This window comes from Telluria sp. GW821-FHT07G12 (assembly GCF_059418525.1).
In genome coordinates this window covers 1-15,109 of sequence record NZ_JBWKQA010000015.1, presented here as the reverse complement: position 1 = coordinate 15,109, position 15,109 = coordinate 1, and the positions used below count along the sequence as shown (strand labels likewise).

Here is a 15,109-nt window from a genome sequence, read left to right as displayed (position 1 = left end):
CGCCGATGATAGTGCTGCAACCAGTGTGAAAGTAGGTTATCGTCAGGCTAATTATTAAGCAGAGCCCGCTCAGTCAAAGACTGAGCGGGCTTTTTGCTTTTCCGAGCCAAATAAAACGGCAGCTCAATCGCTTCCCAATTCAATCGCAAACGCCGCCGCCAGCCGGGCAAACTTCAAGGCATGCGTCGCTTGCCCGCCCGAGTTGGCGAAAGTGTCTTTCGACGTGTGGATAGCAGGGTTATCCCGTGCAAAGCTCGACTCGAAAGGCATCGAGGTCGGAAAACCCAGGGCCTGCCAGCTCGCGTGATCCGAGCAGGCATAACCGCATTTGTCATAGCCCAGCTTCAGGTCCGGCAGATAGGTCGACACCAGCTGCGCAAGAAATGCGTTCTGCTTGCTGTCGGTGTAATCCGTGAACAGATAAATGTCGTTCGCGGCACCCTTGTAGTTGGTCATGTCGAGCTGCAGGACACCGATAACCGTGCCATTCGACTGCTTGAAAGCCCGGGCGATGTCCTGCGAACCCCGCAAGCCCACTTCTTCCGCAGCATAGGCAACCAGATGAATGCTGCGTTTCGGTCTGTAGTCCTGCTCGAGCATGGCGCGCAGCGCTTCCGTAAGGCTGGCAACGCCTGACGCATCGTCATCCGCCCCTGGCGCCACCGCCGTATCGCTCATCCTCGACACCAGGATGGAATCCAGATGGGCGCCCAAGACGATGCTCTCATTCGGTTTCTCGCTGCCGGCAATCCGCAGCGTGACCGACTTTTGCGGATAGCCGGCGTGCGTGAACTGCTCGACCGTGATGTCTTGCCGGCCCTTGACCATCTCGCGCCAGGTCGTGAACAGCCAGTCCGAGGCATTCACGCCCGACTGGCTCTTGTAGTACCGGTTGGGAAAGGCTGACAAGCTGACGATCGTCTGCTCGATGTTTTTATCGCTCATCCGCGCAAGCAGCGGTTCGACCAGCTCACGGTTGTCGATGAGGTAGGAAGGGGACACTCCCGCGGCGACGCTTCCGCGCAGCGCCGCCCGCGCCTCCGCTTCGGTCTTGTGCAGCATGAATCCGCCGCATTGCTGCAGGCGCTGATGAATCGCGTCGGCGATGGTTTCGAGCTTGGACTCGCTGATGCCGACCGCGTGGATCTTCTGCCCGCCGCCGGCAAGTTGGCGGGATTCGACCGAAGCGATACCCGGTACAAGCTGACGCACCTGGAGGAAAGCGGCGTCGCCGATGGTGATCCATGCTTTCTTTTCCGGCGCGGCCGATGCAGAGAACGGCACACCGAGGGCCAGCGCAGCAGCCAAGAGCCCGAACAAGCAAGTACGGTGATTCATGGACTTTCCTCCCGGCACGAGAAGAGAAAAGCCTAGCACGTGGCGGACTACGCCACTTTGACGCCAACGATCACACAGGCTGTGCTTGCCAACCGAGCTGCAGCTTATCCCAGAGGCGGTCATGCAGCGGCATCAGCACCACATTGCAGATCGGCTCCAGCACCGCCGCCAGGCCGCCGAAGGCCAGCGATCCGGTTGCCCAATACAGTACGCCGAAGGCGACGCCCATGTGCATGATCGACAGGCTGATCTTTTCGAGCGTAAGCAGCAGATAACGCCGCTGGCCGATGGCGCCATGCAGCTTGCGATGCCAGGCCCGCTCATGGAAGGGCACCAGCAGGACGTTCAAGAGCGGCTCGACCAGCACCGCCAATCCGCCCAGGGCGATCGACCCCGTCACCGCGTAAGCGATGGCGAACCCGATCGCGAGGTGGGTAATGATCTGACTGCCTTTGCGTGCCACTGCCATGTGAAACTCCTGTCGTTCTCAAGCATGCAGTGAATGATATCGATTCTCATTTAATCAGTAAAATCGATAAGTTTTAGCGGACCGATTGGCAAATCCTATCGAGCAAAGGCGCACTCGCATCGGCGATGCGGTCCAGGCTTGCTTCGCGCAGCGCCGCGGCATCGACCGCATGCTCGCTGTGCAGCCCGGCCCAACGCAGCAGCGCGGCACAGGCGGCGCCATTGTCGAACAGCCCGTGCAGATAAGTGCCCAGCACCTGGCCGTCGTCCGAGCAGGCGCCTTCGGGACGGCCGTCGATCCCGAAGGCGGGCCGCGCCAGCGCGCCCCCGCTCGACACACCCATGTGGATCTCGTACCCATCCACGCTTGCACCAAGCGAGGAGGCATCGAACACGCAGCCCCCGCTGACCTGGGCCAGCCGTTTATCCGGCGTTAGCACGGTCGCCAGTTCGAGCAGGCCGAGTCCCTCCGAATGACCCGCCGCGCCCTCGACGCCATCCGGATCGTCGACGACGCGCCCCAGCATCTGGAAGCCGCCGCAGATGCCGATCATCTTGCCGCCGTAGCGCAGGTGGCGATGCATGGCGTCCTTCCATCCCTGCCGCTGCAGCCAGGCCAGGTCCGCGCGGGTATTCTTGCTGCCGGGGAGGACGATCAGGTCGGCCCCCGGAATCGCCTCGCCTTCGCGCACGAAGCGCAGGTCGACGTCGGGATGCGCGCGCAGCGGATCGAAGTCGGTGTGGTTGCTCATGCGCGGATAGCTCGGCACTACGACGCGGAACTTGCCCTCGCGCCGCGTCACGCCCTGCACCGCATCCTCGGCATCGAGGTAAAGCCCGTGCAGATAGGGCAGCACGGCCAGCACCGGCTTGCCGGTCTGCGCCTCCAACCAGTCCAGGCCAGGTTCGAGCAGCTTGATATCGCCGCGGAAGCGGTTGATCACGAAACCGACGATGCGGTTGCGCTCGCTCTCCGACAGGCAGGCGAGGGTGCCGACGAAGTGGGCGAACACGCCGCCGCGGTCGATGTCGGCCACCAGCACGACCGGGCAGTCGACCGCCTCGGCAAAGCCCATGTTGGCGATGTCGCGGTCGCGCAGGTTGATCTCGGCCGGGCTGCCGGCGCCTTCGACGATGACGGCCTCGTACTGCGCCAGCAGCCGCGCATGCGATTCCAGCACCGCGCCCATCGCCACCGTTTTGTACTGGTGGTAGTCGCGCGCGTTCATCTCCGCGTGCACGCGGCCGTGGATGATGACTTGGGCGCCGATGTCGCTCGACGGTTTCAGCAGCACCGGATTGAAATCCGTGTGCGGCTCGACGCCGGCGGCAATCGCCTGGAGCGCCTGGGCGCGCCCGATCTCGCCGCCGTCCCGCGTGACCGCGCTGTTGAGCGCCATGTTCTGCGGCTTGAACGGCGCCACCTTGACGCCTGCGCGCTTGAGCAGGCGGCACAGTGCGGCGACCACGGTGCTCTTGCCCGCATCGGAGGTCGTCCCCTGCACCATCAGGGTCCGGTAGGGGAAGGCGTTCATTTGCTGCGATGCTGGCGCGCCAGCTCCAGCTTCTCGCAGAGCATGGCGGCGCCCGCGATCATGCGCGGACCGGAGCGATTCAGCAGGTTGCCGTCGATGGTGAACAGGTTATCGTTGCGCACCGCCAGCAGCGTGCCATAGGGCTTCCACATGCTGACGCCGCCGTAGTTCTTCTCGGCCGTGGCGAAGATCGCTTCCGGGTTCTCCTGCAGGACGCCTTCCACGCTGACGACAGGCGCGGTCACTGCCAGTTTGGCGAAGATGTTCTCACCGCCGCACAGGTGCAGCGCGTCGGTGATGATGTGCTTTCCACTGAGCGTGTAGAGCGGTTTGTCCCAGACCTGGTAGAAGGCCCGCACCAGTGGACGGTTCGCGTAGCGGGCGCGCAGGCTGCCGAGCTGCTGGCGCAGCGCGTCGGCGGCCGGGTTGGCGGCCTTCTCGGTGCCCATCAGCTGCCCGAGCGTGGCGACACTCTCGGGAATGTCGTCGAGCTTTTTCGGCTCACTGTGGAACAGCGGGACGCCGAGCTTGCGCACCATCTCGATCTGCCGCTCCGAGCTGCCATGGCGCCAGACCACGATGAGGTCGGGCTTGAGCGCCATGATGCGTTCCAGGTCGACCTCGCGGTTGGAGCCGATCTGGGGGATCTTTTTCGCCTCTTCCGGGAAGTCGCTGTACGCCACCACCCCGACCACGTGGCTGCCGCCGCCGGCCGCGAACAGCAGTTCCGTCACGTGCGGGGCCAGCGAGATCACGCGCTGGGCCGGCTTTTGCAGCGTCACCGTATTGCCGTCGTCGTCTTTCACCGTGATTGCGGCCTGCGCCTGGGCTGCCGCCAATGCGGCCGAAAAGATCAGTGCTGTCGATGCGTTCATCGCTTGTTCCATTCTTGAAGTGCGTGTTCGATGCGGTCCCAGTCGCTCTCGCCACCAGGGAGGCCGAAGCGGATGCCGCGCGCCGCCTGCGGGAACAGGCGCACCCAGATCGCGCGGCGCGCCATGTGCTCATGAAATTCCTCGGGCCGGGGCGCGGACCACCAGTGAAACAGTGGCGTGCCCGAAGCCTGGATGCCGTAGGCGGCAAGCAGTCCGCGCATGCGTGCGCCGTCGCGCGCCAGCCTTGCCTGCGCCGCCTGCTGCCAGGGCGTGTCGCGCAGCGCGGCCAGCGCCACATGCTGGGCCGGGCCGCTGACCGTCCACGGGCCAAGGACATCCGCCAGCGCCGCCAGCAGCGCGCTGTCAGCCGCCACGAAGCCCAGCCGCAGCCCGGCCAGCCCGAAGAACTTGCCGACCGAGCGCAGGACGACCAGCCCGGACATCTGTGCATAGGCGGCGAGACTCAGCTCGGGTGCGGTGTCGCCGAAGGCCTCGTCCACCACCAGCCAGCCGCCGCGCGACCCGAGTTCGGCGGCCCAGCGCAGCAGCACCGCCGGCGCCAGCTGCTCGCCGGTCGGGTTGTTCGGATTGCAGACCACGACCACGTCGCTGCTGCCCACCGCGGCTTCCAGCATCGGGTAGCCGATCTGGCGCAGCGAGTGGCCATGCCGGACCCAGTGGTGGGCGTGTTCGGCATATGAGGGCGCAGCCACTGTCACCCGCGACGGCGGGCGCAAACGGGGCAGGGCCTGGATCGCCGCCTGGGTGCCGGCAACCGCCAGCAGTGCGCGGGCGCCGTAATAGGCGCAGGCAGCGTCCGGCAGCGCCGGATCCGCTTCCGGCAGCCGCTGCCACGCATCCGGCGGCAGTGGCGGCGCCGGATAGCCGAAGGGGTTGATCCCGGTCGAGAGGTCGATCCAGTCATCGCCGCCGTAGCGCCGCTGCGCCTCGCGCAGATTGCCGCCGTGTTCAAGCATGGAGAATCCCCGTCAGGTGCAGGATGATGCCGAGGCCGAGCGCGGCGGCGGCCCACAGCAAGGTGGAACGGAAGACCAGGCGCCAGGCGCGCAGGATGTCGGCTGCCTGAGCGGCAGGGCCGGCGCCCAGCAGCGGCCGCCGTTCGACTTCGCCCTCATAGATTGCGGCTCCACCCAGGCTGATGCCGAGGGCGCCGGCGCCGCTGGCCATGACCGGGCCCGCGTTCGGGCTGCTCCACGCGGGCGCCTGCGCACGCCAGCAGCGCAGCGCACGCAGCCTGCCGCCAGGGGCCAGCAGGGCATACGACAGGGCAGTCAGGCGCGCCGGCAGGTAGTTCAGCACATCGTCGATGCGCGCCGCCACGCGGCCGAACAGATTGAAGCGCGCATTCCGGTAACCCCACATCGCGTCCAGCGTGTTCGCCAGGCGGAATAGCAAGGCACCGGCGGCGCCGCCGACGAGGAACCAGAACAGGGTGCCGAACACGGCGTCGTTGCCATTCTCGAGCAGGGACTCGGCGCCGGCCTTGGCCAGGTCGGCCTCGCCGGCATGCGTGGTATCGCGGCTGACGATGCGAGAGGTCAGCCAGCGCGCACGCGGCAGGTCGCCATTCGTCAGCGCCTCATGGATGGGCAGGGTGTGATCGCGCAGGCTGCGCAGGCCGAGGCAGAGGTAAAGCAGGAAGGCGTGGGCAGCCCATCCCGCGGCACCGCTTGATGCACAGAGCCATGCCGCCAGTGCGCTCAAGGGCAGCACCGCCAGCACCCAGCCGAAGGCGCCGCGCGCGATGCGCCAGCTTCCGCCGTTCAGCCGGCGTTCCAGCCACTGCGCCAGCCGTCCAAAACCGACCAGCGGATGCCAGCGCCGCGCCTCGCCCAGCAGCAGGTCGAGCAGGATGCCGGCCACCAGCAGCAGCGCCAGCGTGAGCGGCGGCAGCCCGCTCAGCACAGCTCTCCCTTCAAGGCAAGCGGCAGGCCGGCCGCCACGAACAGTACGCGTTCGCAGCGCGCCGCCACCTCCTGGTTCAGGCGGCCCGCCTCGTCCACGAAGGCGCGCGAGACGGCGCCGGTCGGCACGATGCCCATGCCGACCTCGTTCGACACGAAGATCACCTCGCCCGCAGCCGGCTCGTCCAGCCAGGCCAGCAGGTCCGAGCGTTCCCACCCGAACAGCGGCGGCAGCTCGACGGCGCCGACTTCCGGATACTCGCGTCCCGAGGAAAAGAGCAGGTTAGTGAGCCACAGGGTCAGGCAATCGACCAGCACGATGCGCTCCGGCGCGCACAGGCGGCGCAAGGCCGTCGCCAGCGCGGTCGGTTCTTCCACCGTCTGCCATTCGGCCGGGCGGCGCTCGCGATGGTGGGCGATGCGCGCCGCCATCTCGGCGTCGCCGGCGTGCGAGGTGGCCAGGTAGACGACCTCCTTGCCCGATTCGCGCGCCAGGCGTTCGGCCAGGGCGCTCTTGCCGGAGCGGGCGCCGCCGAAGACCAGGGTGCGGCTCATGATTGCGCTTTCGCGAACAGGCCGGCGGTGGCCAGCGGATTCGACGCGAAGAAGCTATGGAAGTAGGTGGCCGTCAGCGAGCCAAGCCGGTACACCGCCTCGCCCTGCACGCCGGATGGATGCTTGACGGTGTGCGCGACCGGCGCCAGCGCCGTGTCGAGGTGCGAATAATGAAAGGTGTGGCCGCGCATCTCGCCGGCCGCGGTCGGCATGCCTTGCGAACCGAGACCGGCCAGGCGCTGCTGCATGAAGACCTTCCCCGGCAGCAGCGCGGGCATGCTGAAACTGTGGCCCTCCTTGTCCGTGATCGACTCCGACACCGCCATCATGCCGCCGCATTCGGCCAGGATCGGCAGGCCGGCGGCGTGCGCCGCGCGGATCGACTCGCCCCAGCGCGCCGCCTTGGACAGCGTCTCCATGTGCAGCTCCGGATAGCCGCCCGGCAGCCAGACCGCGTCGGCGTTGCCGGGTACCGGCTCGTCGGCCAGCGGCGAGAAGAAGCTCAGCTTTGCGCCGAGCTGCTGCAGCACGTCCAGGTTGGCGGAATAGATGAAGCAGAAGGCGGCGTCGCGCGCCACCGCCACCGTCTTCCCGGCCAGCAGCGGCGGGATGGGCTGGTCCGGCTCGGCGTGATCGGGCAGGCGCGGCGCGACCGCCTGCCAGGCCTGGGTGTCCAGGTGCAGCTGGTCGGCCAGTTCGTCCAGGATGGCGTCGATGTCGTCGACCTCGCCCGGCAGCACCAGGCCGAGATGGCGTTCCGGCAGGCGGCGCGCCTGCTTCGGCAGCGTCGCCAGCAGCGGAATGCCGCGCAGCGATGCCGCCACCATCTGGCGGTGACCCTCGCTGGCCACGCGGTTGGCGACCACGCCGGCCATCTGCACCGGGCCGTAGTCGCGCAAGCCTTGCACCACCGCGCCGGCGGTCTGCGCCATGCTGGAGGCGTCGATCACGGCCAGCACCGGAATGTCGAAGGCGCGCGAGAGATCGGCGGCCGAGGGATTGCCGTCGTACAGGCCCATCACCCCCTCGATCAGCACCACCTCGGCCTCGCGTGCCGCCTGCGCCAGGCGCTGCCGGCAGGCTTCCAGCCCGACCATCCACAGGTCGAGCGTGTGCACCTTCGAGCCGCAGGCGCGTTCCAGCAGCATCGGGTCGATGAAGTCGGGACCGCACTTGAAGACCCGCACGCGCTGGCCCTGGCGTACCAGGCCGCGCGCGAGGGCGGCGGAGATCGTGGTCTTGCCCTGGCCGGAAGCGGTGGCCGCTACCAGCAACATGCGTGCGCCCGGATATTCCATCACCACTCCGTACCGGCTTGCGCCGCGATGCCCGTCTTGAAGGCGTGCTTGACCACGTTCATTTCGGTGACGGTATCCGCCACCTCGATCAGTTCGGGCGGCGCCGCGCGTCCCGTCACCACCACGTGCTGCATGGCCGGGCGCTCGAGCAGGTCGGCGATCACCGCGTGCACGTCCAGGTAGCGGTATTTCAGCGCGATGTTCAGCTCATCCAGCACCACCAAGCCGATATCTGGATCAGTCAGGAAGCGCCTGGCCTGCTGCCATGCTTCCTCGGCCTTGGCGATGTCGCGCTCGCGGTTCTGGGTTTCCCAGGTATAGCCTTCGCCCATCGCATGGAAGCTGACTTCGTCCGGAAAGCGGCGCAGGAATTGTTCTTCTCCAGTCGACATCGCGCCCTTGATGAACTGGACCACGCCGACCTTCATGCCGTGGCCCAGCGCGCGCACCGCCATGCCGAAGGCGCTCGAGCTCTTGCCCTTGCCGTTGCCGGTATTGACGATGATGATGCCGATCTTCTTGTCGGCTGCCGCGATTTTTGCGTCGATCACGGCCTTCTTGCGCTCCATGCGCTGGCGGTGGCGCTCGTTCAGTGCCGCAGTGTCGGAAGCAGTGTCTTCAGGCGTCATGCTGTTCATGGTGGTCCTCGAAAGGGATGAAGATGCGGCGGCCGCCGTGCTCGATCATCTCGATCGGGTGGCCGAGGTAGTCGCCCAGCAGCGCCGGCTGCATTACCTGCGCGACCGGGCCGGCAAGCCAGCCGCCGTCGCCGCGCAGCAGCAGCGCGTGGGTCGAGATGCTGTGGGCCAGGTTGAGGTCGTGGCCGATCATGACGACCGTCTTGCGCTCGCGCCGGCACAGGCGCGCGAGCAGGGCGGTCACGCTGACCTGGTGCGCCAGGTCGAGCGCATTCGCCGGTTCGTCCAGCAGCAGCAGCGGCGTGTCCTGGGCCAACAGGGCGGCGATTGCCACGCGCTGGCGCTCGCCGCCGGACAGGGTGCGCACGTCGCGCGCCGCCAGGTGCTCGACTTCCATCGCCGCCAGCGCCTGCAGCGCCGCCTGGTGGTCGTCGCTGCCTTCCCAGTAACGGTTGCCGTGGTAGGGATGGCGCGCGGACAGCACGGTATCGATGGCACTGTAGGCAAAGGCGTCGGTGCGCGACTGCGCCAGGTAGGCCCGCTTGCGCGCCAGCTCTTCGAGCGGCCAGTCGTCGAGCTTCCTGCCGTCGAGGCTAACGAGGCCCCGGTTCGCGCCGCGCAGCCCGGCCAGGGCGCGCAGCAGGGTGCTCTTGCCGGCGCCGTTGCGGCCGATGATGCTCCAGCATTCGCCGGCCTGCACGGTCCAGTCGAGATCCCGCACCAGCGTGCGTTCGGCGACTTCCAGCGTGAGTTGTCTAGTCTCGATCATCTTATTTGCGCAGCTGGTGCAGTTGGTACAGGAAGACCGGGGCGCCGATCAGCGCCGTGATGGCGCCCACCGGCAGCTGGGTCGGCGCGATCACGGTGCGCGCCAGGGTGTCGCACAGGACAAGGAAGCTGCCGCCCAGCAGCACGGCCGAGGGAATCAGCACCCGGTGGTCAGGGCCGAAGGCGAAGCGGCAGGCGTGCGGCACGATCAGGCCGACGAAGCCGATCGAGCCGGCGTTCGTCACCGCGCTGGCGGTCAGTACGCCGGACGCGAAGAACAGGCCCTTGCGCAGGCGGCCGACTTCGATGCCGAGCGTGCGCGCGGTATCGGCATGCAGGGCCAGCACGTTCATCGCGCGTGCATTGCGCAGGGCGAAGGCGAGGCCGCCGGCCAGCACCAGCCAGGGCAGCAGCCGCAGCGGCGTGCCGGCCAGGTCGCCGATCATCCAGAACACCATATTGCGCAGCGCGCCTTCCGGTGCGATCGACAGCATCAGCGTCACCAGGGCCATGCAGGCCGACATCAGGATCACCCCGGTCAGCAGCAGGGTCGAGGTGCCGCCTTCGGCCGCCACGCCGCCGCGGATGTCGCGCCGCGCCAATATATAGAGCAACATCGACACCGCCACCGCACCGAGCAGCGCGGCACCGTCGACCACCACTGCCGCGCACATCATCAGCAAGGCGAACAGGGCGCCGACCGAGGCGCCGGCCGAGATGCCCAGCACGTAGGGGTCGGCCAGCGGGTTGCGCAGCAGGGCCTGCATCATGATGCCGGCCAGGGCCAGCGCACCGCCGGTGACGAAGGCCATCAGGGCCCGGCCGCCGCGCAGCGCGAGCAGCGAAGCGGCCAGCGAATCCTGGCGGCCGTGCAGCACCTGGCCCACGGCATCCGGCAGATCCGCCAGCGCCACCGTGACCGAACCCGTGACGCCGGAAAACAAGATGCAGGCGAGGGCGGCAAGCAGGAGCGTGCCGACGATCATGGTGGTGCGCTGGCGCGCGGCTTGGTGGAGTGGATGCATGCTGGCTTGATGAGTGAATTAACGGATCCCGTAGCGCAGTGCGGCGAACCAGCTGCGTTCGGCCGTGCCGTAATTACGCGCCAGCTCGTAGCGCTTGTCGAGCGCGTTGTCGAGGCGCAGCAGCAGCGACCAGTCGGGCGTGAACCGCCATGTAGTGTACAGGTTCAGCAGGCCGTAGCCACCCAGGCGGTTGGCATTCGCCGCGTCGTCGAAACGGCTGGCGGAAGCCTGCAGTTCGGCGCCGAGGTCGACGCGGTCGAGCGCATAGGCGGCCGTGAAACTGGCATGGCGGCGCGTGCGGCGGGCCAGCTGCTTGCCGGTGGTTTCGTCGCGCGGATCCTGCAGGTCGACGCTGGCGCGGAGAATGATGCCGCGCAGGCGCGTCTCGGCCGACATCGTCAGGCCTTCGAGCAGGGCGTGATTGACGTTGTAGGCGCAGCTGCCGGTGCGACTGGGGCAGGGATTGAGCGTCACGAGCATGTCGGTCAGGCGGTTGCGGTAGTAGTTGGCCTGCAGCTCGGCGCCGGCGATCCGGTAACGGAGGCCGACTTCCGCATTGCGGCCCTGTTCCGGCTTGTTGGTGCTCAAGCCGTAACCTGGGAAGTACAGCTCGTTGTAGGTCGGGGCACGGAAGCTGGTGCCGACGCTGGCAGTGGCGCGCAGGTCCTTGCTGAACTCGTAGCCGTAGCCGGCCGCGCCGGTGGTCTTGCCGCCGTAGACGGAATGGTCGCGGCGCAGGCTGAGGTCGAGCAGGTGGCTGCCGCGCCGCAGGTCGTAAGCGGCGGCGACGGAATTGGTGATGCGCGAGCGGTTCAGCGCGGTGCTGGAGCTGGACAGCACTTCTTCCTTGCGATGGCCAAGCAGGACTTGCAGGGTATCGCCGTCCAGGTCCAGCGTGTTCTGCCAGGTGTACTCATCCTGGCGGGTATCGATCTGGCTGGCGCCGTTGGCGGCGGTGCTGGTGAAGCTGCCCAGCCTGTCGTTCGAGCGGGCCGCCTGCAGGCTGCTGCGCCAGTTCGGCAGGATGCGGTCGTTCAGGAACACGGCATAGCTGTCGATGTCTTGTTCGTTGTGGGTGTCGTAGCTGGAGGCGCCGCTGTCGTACTGCGCGCGCAGGCGGCTCTTCAGGAATTGCGCGCCAACTTCATGCCCTGGCGCGAGCTGCACGGCGACGCGGCCGTTCACGCTGTTGCGCGCGTAGCCATCGTCATCCTTGTTGTAGCTCGAGGAGCCGGGACGGGTGCTGGAAAAGCCGTCGGCATCCTCGTGGGCGGCGCTGAGTGCATAGCTGACGCTGTGGTCGCCGCCGGTCGAGCCGTGCACGCCGGCGTCGTATTGACGGGCGCCGTAGCTGCCGGCACCGGCGCTGGCGCTGAAGGCAGGAGCACCCTCGCTCTTTCTGGTGAAGATCTGCACCACGCCGCCGATCGCGTCGGCGCCGTACAGGGCGCTGAGCGGGCCGTAGACGATTTCGATGTGGTCGATGCTCGACAGTGGAATCGCATTCCAGCTCGCCGCGCCGGTGGTCGAGGAACCGATGCGCACGCCGTCGATCAGGACCACGACCTGGTTGCTGTTGGCGCCGCGCAGGAACACGCTGGTGCTGGCGCCCGGGCCGCCGTTGCGGACGATCTCGATGCCGCGCTGGCGGCGCAGCAGGTCGGCAACCGAGCCGGCGCCGGAGCGCGCGATCTCTTCATTGGAGATGACGGTCGTATCCGGGATCACCTCGTCGGCGCGCTGCGGCGTGCGGATGGCGGTGACGACCACGGTCTCGAGGGCCGGATCGGCGAAGGCAGGAATCGAAGGCGCAGCAAGGGTGAATGCGAGCAGGGGCGCGGCCGCCTGCCGTGAAACGGAAAAGCTCATGATGGTAGGGTCTTTCGTGGACAACCGGCCGACGTCCCCGTAGGCCAGATTGAACAGAAGCGAGGGCAAGCCGCACGCTTCCACCTTTTGGCCGGTATCCGGGCTGGCAAGTGTGGCCGTCTGACCTTCCCATGCTTGCGCACAGTGGTATGAGAAGACGGTTGCCGCACGAGCGATTGCTTCATGCGGTACTTGCTTACCGTTGCGGGGGCAGCACACCTTGGCTCATCGAAGAGCTTTGTGTTTCCCGTTTAACTGCGCCTGAGGACTCAGGCGCGAGCACCAAAACGACGACATTATACGTCGAGCATCACCAGCTCGCCATAAGCGATGCGATGCGGCTTGCACGCGGCATCGAGCGCGGCCTGTTCCAGCGGGAGGCCGTCGCGCATGGCGCTCAACAGACGGATGGTGCCGGCATGGCAGATCAGCAGTGCTTCCGCATGAGCGGCCTGGCGCAGGTCGGCGAGAAAGGCCGCCACGCGCTGCGCGACCTCGAGCACGGATTCGGCGCTGCCGGGACGATAGTGCAGCAGGTCGGCGGCCCAGGCGTCCACTTCAGCGCGCGGGATGGCGTCCCAGGACTGCAGCTCCCAGCAGCCGAAGTTCATCTCGGCCAGGCGCGCGTCGAAGTTCAGCGTGGCTGCTTGCAGGCGATGCGCGAGCAGGGCGCAGCGCTGCAGCGGGCTGGAATAAACAGGAAGGTCGCCGGGCAGCCCCGCCGCGCGCAGGCTCGCATGCACCCGCGCGATTTCGGTCTCCGCGACCGCGACGTCGCTGGCGCCGTAGCACAGGCCGGGCGCGACATCGGGCTGCGGATGGCGGACCAGGTGAAGCTTCACCGATCAGGACCAGGCGCCATGGCCGAGCGTGGCCAAGAGGCCGATATAGATGAAGACTTCGGCCAGTTGCTGTACCGCGCCGAGGCAATCGCCGGTGTAGCCGCCGAGACGTTTGTGCAGCTTATGGCCCAGCCAGAGCGCGGCCAGCAGGGCGGCCAGCAGCGCCGCCAGCACTGCATCGGCCGAGATCCAGCCGGCCCCCAGCAGGATGGGCGCCGGCAGCAGTGCGGTGATGGCGGCGATCGTGAATTCGGCGGTCGTCATCTGCTGGGCGAGCGGCTTCGCCTTGCCTTCGCCGCGCACGTAGTCCAGCTTCCAGATCAGCGAGGCCGCGGCGAGGCGCGACAGCGGATGGGCCAGGAACAGCGCGCCGACGGCCAGGCGCGGCGGCAGCATCGCCAGCGCTGACAGTTTCGCGGCCAGCATGCAGACGATGCCGATCGCGCCATATGCACCGACCCGCGAATCCTTCATGATCTCGAGCACGCGCTCGCGTGTCATGCCGCCGCCCAGGCCGTCGCAGGTATCGGCGAAACCGTCTTCGTGGAAGGCGCCGGTCAGGTAGATCGAGGCAGCCGTCGACAGCACGGCCGCCACCGGCGCCGGCAGTACAAGGGCGGCCGCGAAGTACACGCCGGCGGCGATGGCCGCGACTACGCAGCCGACCAGCGGGAAATAGCGCGAGGCGTGCTGCAGCCAGCTGGCTTCGAAACCGACCCAGGAGGGAATCGGCAGCCGCGTGAAGAACTGCAGCGCGATGAAGAAGAGGCGAAGCTGCTGCATCCTGTTACGCGGCTTCCGACTTTTCGCTGACGGCGGCGGAGGAGAAGGTCGCCATCTCGTTCAGGAAGTTGGCCGCCGCGTGCAGCAGCGGCAGCGCGAGCGCGGCGCCGGTGCCTTCGCCCAGGCGCATGCCCAGCTGGAGCAGCGGACGGGCGCCGAGCTGTTCGAGCATGCGGCGGTGGCCGGCTTCGTCCGAGCAGTGCGCGAACACGCAGTAGTCGAGGATGGCGGGCGCGATGCGGCTGGCGACCAGCAGGGCGGAGGTGACGATGAAGCCGTCGATCAGCAGGGTCTTGCGCCTTGCCGCGGCTTCGAGCATGGCGCCGGCCATCATCGCGATCTCGAAGCCTCCGAACGTGGCCAATACGTCGAGCGGCTCGCTCACGCCGGCGTGGCGGTCGGCGGCTGCTTCGATCACGCGCTGCTTGCGCAGGACGCCTTCCGGCGACAGGCCGGTGCCGGCGCCGACGCAGTCCGCAACCGGGATGCCGGCCAGCTTGTGCATCAAGGCGGCGGCGGATGTCGTGTTCCCGATACCCATCTCGCCGAAGCCGACCACATTGCCGGGCAGGTCGGCGACCAGCGCTGCGCCGTGCTCCATCGCGGTGGCGCACTGCTGGGCCGTCATCGCCGGCTCGAGCGCGAAGTTGCGGGTGCCGTGGGCGAGCTTGCGGTCGAGGAGGCCGGGGCGCGGGCCGAAGTCGTGGTTCACGCCGGCGTCCACTACATACAGGGAGGCACCGTTCTGGCGCGCGAACACATTGATGGCCGCGCCGTTGGCGAGGAAGTTCTCGACCATCTGCCAGGTGACGTCCTGCGGGAAGGCGGAGATGCCTTCGGCGACCACACCGTGATCGCCGGCGAAGACGACGATGGCCGGCTGCTCGATCGACACCGCGGTGGTCTGCTGGATCAGGCCGAGCTGCTTCGCCAGGCTTTCCAGGGCGCCGAGGCTGCCGAGCGGTTTGGTCTTGTTATTGATCGCCTGGTCGAGCTGGGCGGCGAGTTCGGGATTCGCAGTCGCGGCGATGGTGGGCAGTCGCATGCTGGCTCCGGGGAGTGATAAAGGCGGCAAAGATAGCATACGAGCAAGCGTTGCAGACTGCGTGTCTGTTTGCTATAGTTCGCGTCCTGCTTCGGCGGCGCACGAAAAAAACTCCAAAACGAGTGTGCACTGTTGAAAAGGATGA

The 15,109-nt window shown here is 67.4% G+C and carries 15 protein-coding genes and 1 riboswitch; all 15 genes read right to left on the bottom strand.

From position 1 onward, the window contains the following. Positions 1-123 precede the first annotated feature (123 nt). Positions 124-1,338 carry a M20/M25/M40 family metallo-hydrolase gene (locus AC07PE_RS26925; protein ID WP_498770390.1) on the bottom strand — a complete coding sequence of 405 codons (1,215 nt, stop codon included), beginning with the start codon at positions 1,336-1,338 and terminating at the stop codon, positions 124-126. A gap of 70 nt (positions 1,339-1,408) precedes the next feature. Continuing rightward, positions 1,409-1,807, bottom strand: coding sequence for a DUF2061 domain-containing protein (locus AC07PE_RS26920; RefSeq protein ID WP_498770388.1), 399 nt, complete (start codon positions 1,805-1,807; stop codon positions 1,409-1,411). Positions 1,808-1,880: 73 nt separating this feature from the next. After that, positions 1,881-3,341, bottom strand: coding sequence for a cobyric acid synthase (locus AC07PE_RS26915; RefSeq protein ID WP_498770386.1), 1,461 nt, complete (start codon positions 3,339-3,341; stop codon positions 1,881-1,883). Then, entirely contained in the window at positions 3,338-4,216 is an 879-nt protein-coding gene (locus AC07PE_RS26910) for a cobalamin-binding protein (protein WP_498770384.1), read from the bottom strand. The genes AC07PE_RS26915 and AC07PE_RS26910 overlap by 4 nt, the downstream gene beginning before the upstream one ends. Further along, positions 4,213-5,193: a threonine-phosphate decarboxylase CobD gene (gene cobD, locus AC07PE_RS26905; RefSeq protein WP_498770382.1), complete on the bottom strand. Its 981-nt coding sequence runs from the start codon at positions 5,191-5,193 to the stop codon at positions 4,213-4,215. The genes AC07PE_RS26910 and cobD overlap by 4 nt, the downstream gene beginning before the upstream one ends. Further along, complete coding sequence (cbiB, locus tag AC07PE_RS26900) at positions 5,186-6,142, bottom strand: adenosylcobinamide-phosphate synthase CbiB (RefSeq protein ID WP_498770380.1); 957 nt, start codon at positions 6,140-6,142, stop codon at positions 5,186-5,188. The genes cobD and cbiB overlap by 8 nt, the downstream gene beginning before the upstream one ends. Then, complete coding sequence (gene cobU / locus AC07PE_RS26895) at positions 6,136-6,696, bottom strand: bifunctional adenosylcobinamide kinase/adenosylcobinamide-phosphate guanylyltransferase (protein ID WP_498770378.1); 561 nt, start codon at positions 6,694-6,696, stop codon at positions 6,136-6,138. Before cobU ends, cbiB begins: the two co-directional genes overlap by 7 nt. Next, the gene (locus AC07PE_RS26890; RefSeq protein WP_498770375.1) at positions 6,693-7,994 is read right to left on the bottom strand and encodes a cobyrinic acid a,c-diamide synthase CobB; all 1,302 of its coding nucleotides are present in this window, start codon (positions 7,992-7,994) and stop codon (positions 6,693-6,695) included. Before AC07PE_RS26890 ends, cobU begins: the two co-directional genes overlap by 4 nt. Continuing rightward, positions 7,994-8,632 carry a cob(I)yrinic acid a,c-diamide adenosyltransferase gene (cobO, locus tag AC07PE_RS26885; protein WP_498770373.1) on the bottom strand — a complete coding sequence of 213 codons (639 nt, stop codon included), beginning with the start codon at positions 8,630-8,632 and terminating at the stop codon, positions 7,994-7,996. Before cobO ends, AC07PE_RS26890 begins: the two co-directional genes overlap by 1 nt. Next, entirely contained in the window at positions 8,613-9,401 is a 789-nt protein-coding gene (locus AC07PE_RS26880) for an ABC transporter ATP-binding protein (protein WP_498770371.1), read from the bottom strand. The genes cobO and AC07PE_RS26880 overlap by 20 nt, the downstream gene beginning before the upstream one ends. Before the next feature lies 1 nt (position 9,402). Then, positions 9,403-10,425 (bottom strand): FecCD family ABC transporter permease, encoded by a 1,023-nt coding sequence (locus AC07PE_RS26875; protein ID WP_498770369.1) that lies wholly within the window; start codon positions 10,423-10,425, stop codon positions 9,403-9,405. Positions 10,426-10,443: 18 nt separating this feature from the next. Next, the gene (locus AC07PE_RS26870; protein ID WP_498770367.1) at positions 10,444-12,294 is read right to left on the bottom strand and encodes a TonB-dependent receptor plug domain-containing protein; all 1,851 of its coding nucleotides are present in this window, start codon (positions 12,292-12,294) and stop codon (positions 10,444-10,446) included. 72 nt (positions 12,295-12,366) lie between these two features. After that, positions 12,367-12,596: riboswitch (cobalamin riboswitch) on the bottom strand. Next, a complete protein-coding gene (locus AC07PE_RS26865) occupies positions 12,591-13,136 on the bottom strand; it encodes a histidine phosphatase family protein (RefSeq protein WP_498770365.1) in 546 nt (181 codons plus the stop codon). (Overlaps the previous riboswitch by 6 nt.) 3 nt (positions 13,137-13,139) lie before the next feature. Then, positions 13,140-13,919 carry an adenosylcobinamide-GDP ribazoletransferase gene (locus AC07PE_RS26860; RefSeq protein WP_498770363.1) on the bottom strand — a complete coding sequence of 260 codons (780 nt, stop codon included), beginning with the start codon at positions 13,917-13,919 and terminating at the stop codon, positions 13,140-13,142. A 4-nt stretch (positions 13,920-13,923) separates the two neighbouring features. After that, a complete protein-coding gene (gene cobT, locus AC07PE_RS26855; protein WP_498770361.1) occupies positions 13,924-14,964 on the bottom strand; it encodes a nicotinate-nucleotide--dimethylbenzimidazole phosphoribosyltransferase in 1,041 nt (346 codons plus the stop codon). Between the last annotated feature and the right edge of the window lie 145 nt (positions 14,965-15,109).

Excerpts from the sequence above, each read along its gene's own strand:
- cobO (WP_498770373.1), bottom strand. The coding sequence starts at position 8,632 with ATGAACAGCATGACGCCTGAAGACACTGCTTCCGACACTGCGGCACTG.
- AC07PE_RS26890 (WP_498770375.1), bottom strand. The coding sequence starts at position 7,994 with ATGGAATATCCGGGCGCACGCATGTTGCTGGTAGCGGCCACCGCTTCC.
- AC07PE_RS26915 (WP_498770386.1), bottom strand. The coding sequence starts at position 3,341 with ATGAACGCCTTCCCCTACCGGACCCTGATGGTGCAGGGGACGACCTCC.
- AC07PE_RS26880 (WP_498770371.1), bottom strand. The coding sequence starts at position 9,401 with ATGATCGAGACTAGACAACTCACGCTGGAAGTCGCCGAACGCACGCTG.
- AC07PE_RS26910 (WP_498770384.1), bottom strand. The coding sequence starts at position 4,216 with ATGAACGCATCGACAGCACTGATCTTTTCGGCCGCATTGGCGGCAGCC.
- cobD (WP_498770382.1), bottom strand. The coding sequence starts at position 5,193 with ATGCTTGAACACGGCGGCAATCTGCGCGAGGCGCAGCGGCGCTACGGC.
- cobT (WP_498770361.1), bottom strand. The coding sequence starts at position 14,964 with ATGCGACTGCCCACCATCGCCGCGACTGCGAATCCCGAACTCGCCGCC.
- AC07PE_RS26875 (WP_498770369.1), bottom strand. The coding sequence starts at position 10,425 with ATGCATCCACTCCACCAAGCCGCGCGCCAGCGCACCACCATGATCGTC.
- AC07PE_RS26925 (WP_498770390.1), bottom strand. The coding sequence starts at position 1,338 with ATGAATCACCGTACTTGCTTGTTCGGGCTCTTGGCTGCTGCGCTGGCC.
- cobU (WP_498770378.1), bottom strand. The coding sequence starts at position 6,696 with ATGAGCCGCACCCTGGTCTTCGGCGGCGCCCGCTCCGGCAAGAGCGCC.
- AC07PE_RS26920 (WP_498770388.1), bottom strand. The coding sequence starts at position 1,807 with ATGGCAGTGGCACGCAAAGGCAGTCAGATCATTACCCACCTCGCGATC.
- AC07PE_RS26860 (WP_498770363.1), bottom strand. The coding sequence starts at position 13,919 with ATGCAGCAGCTTCGCCTCTTCTTCATCGCGCTGCAGTTCTTCACGCGG.
- AC07PE_RS26870 (WP_498770367.1), bottom strand. The coding sequence starts at position 12,294 with ATGAGCTTTTCCGTTTCACGGCAGGCGGCCGCGCCCCTGCTCGCATTC.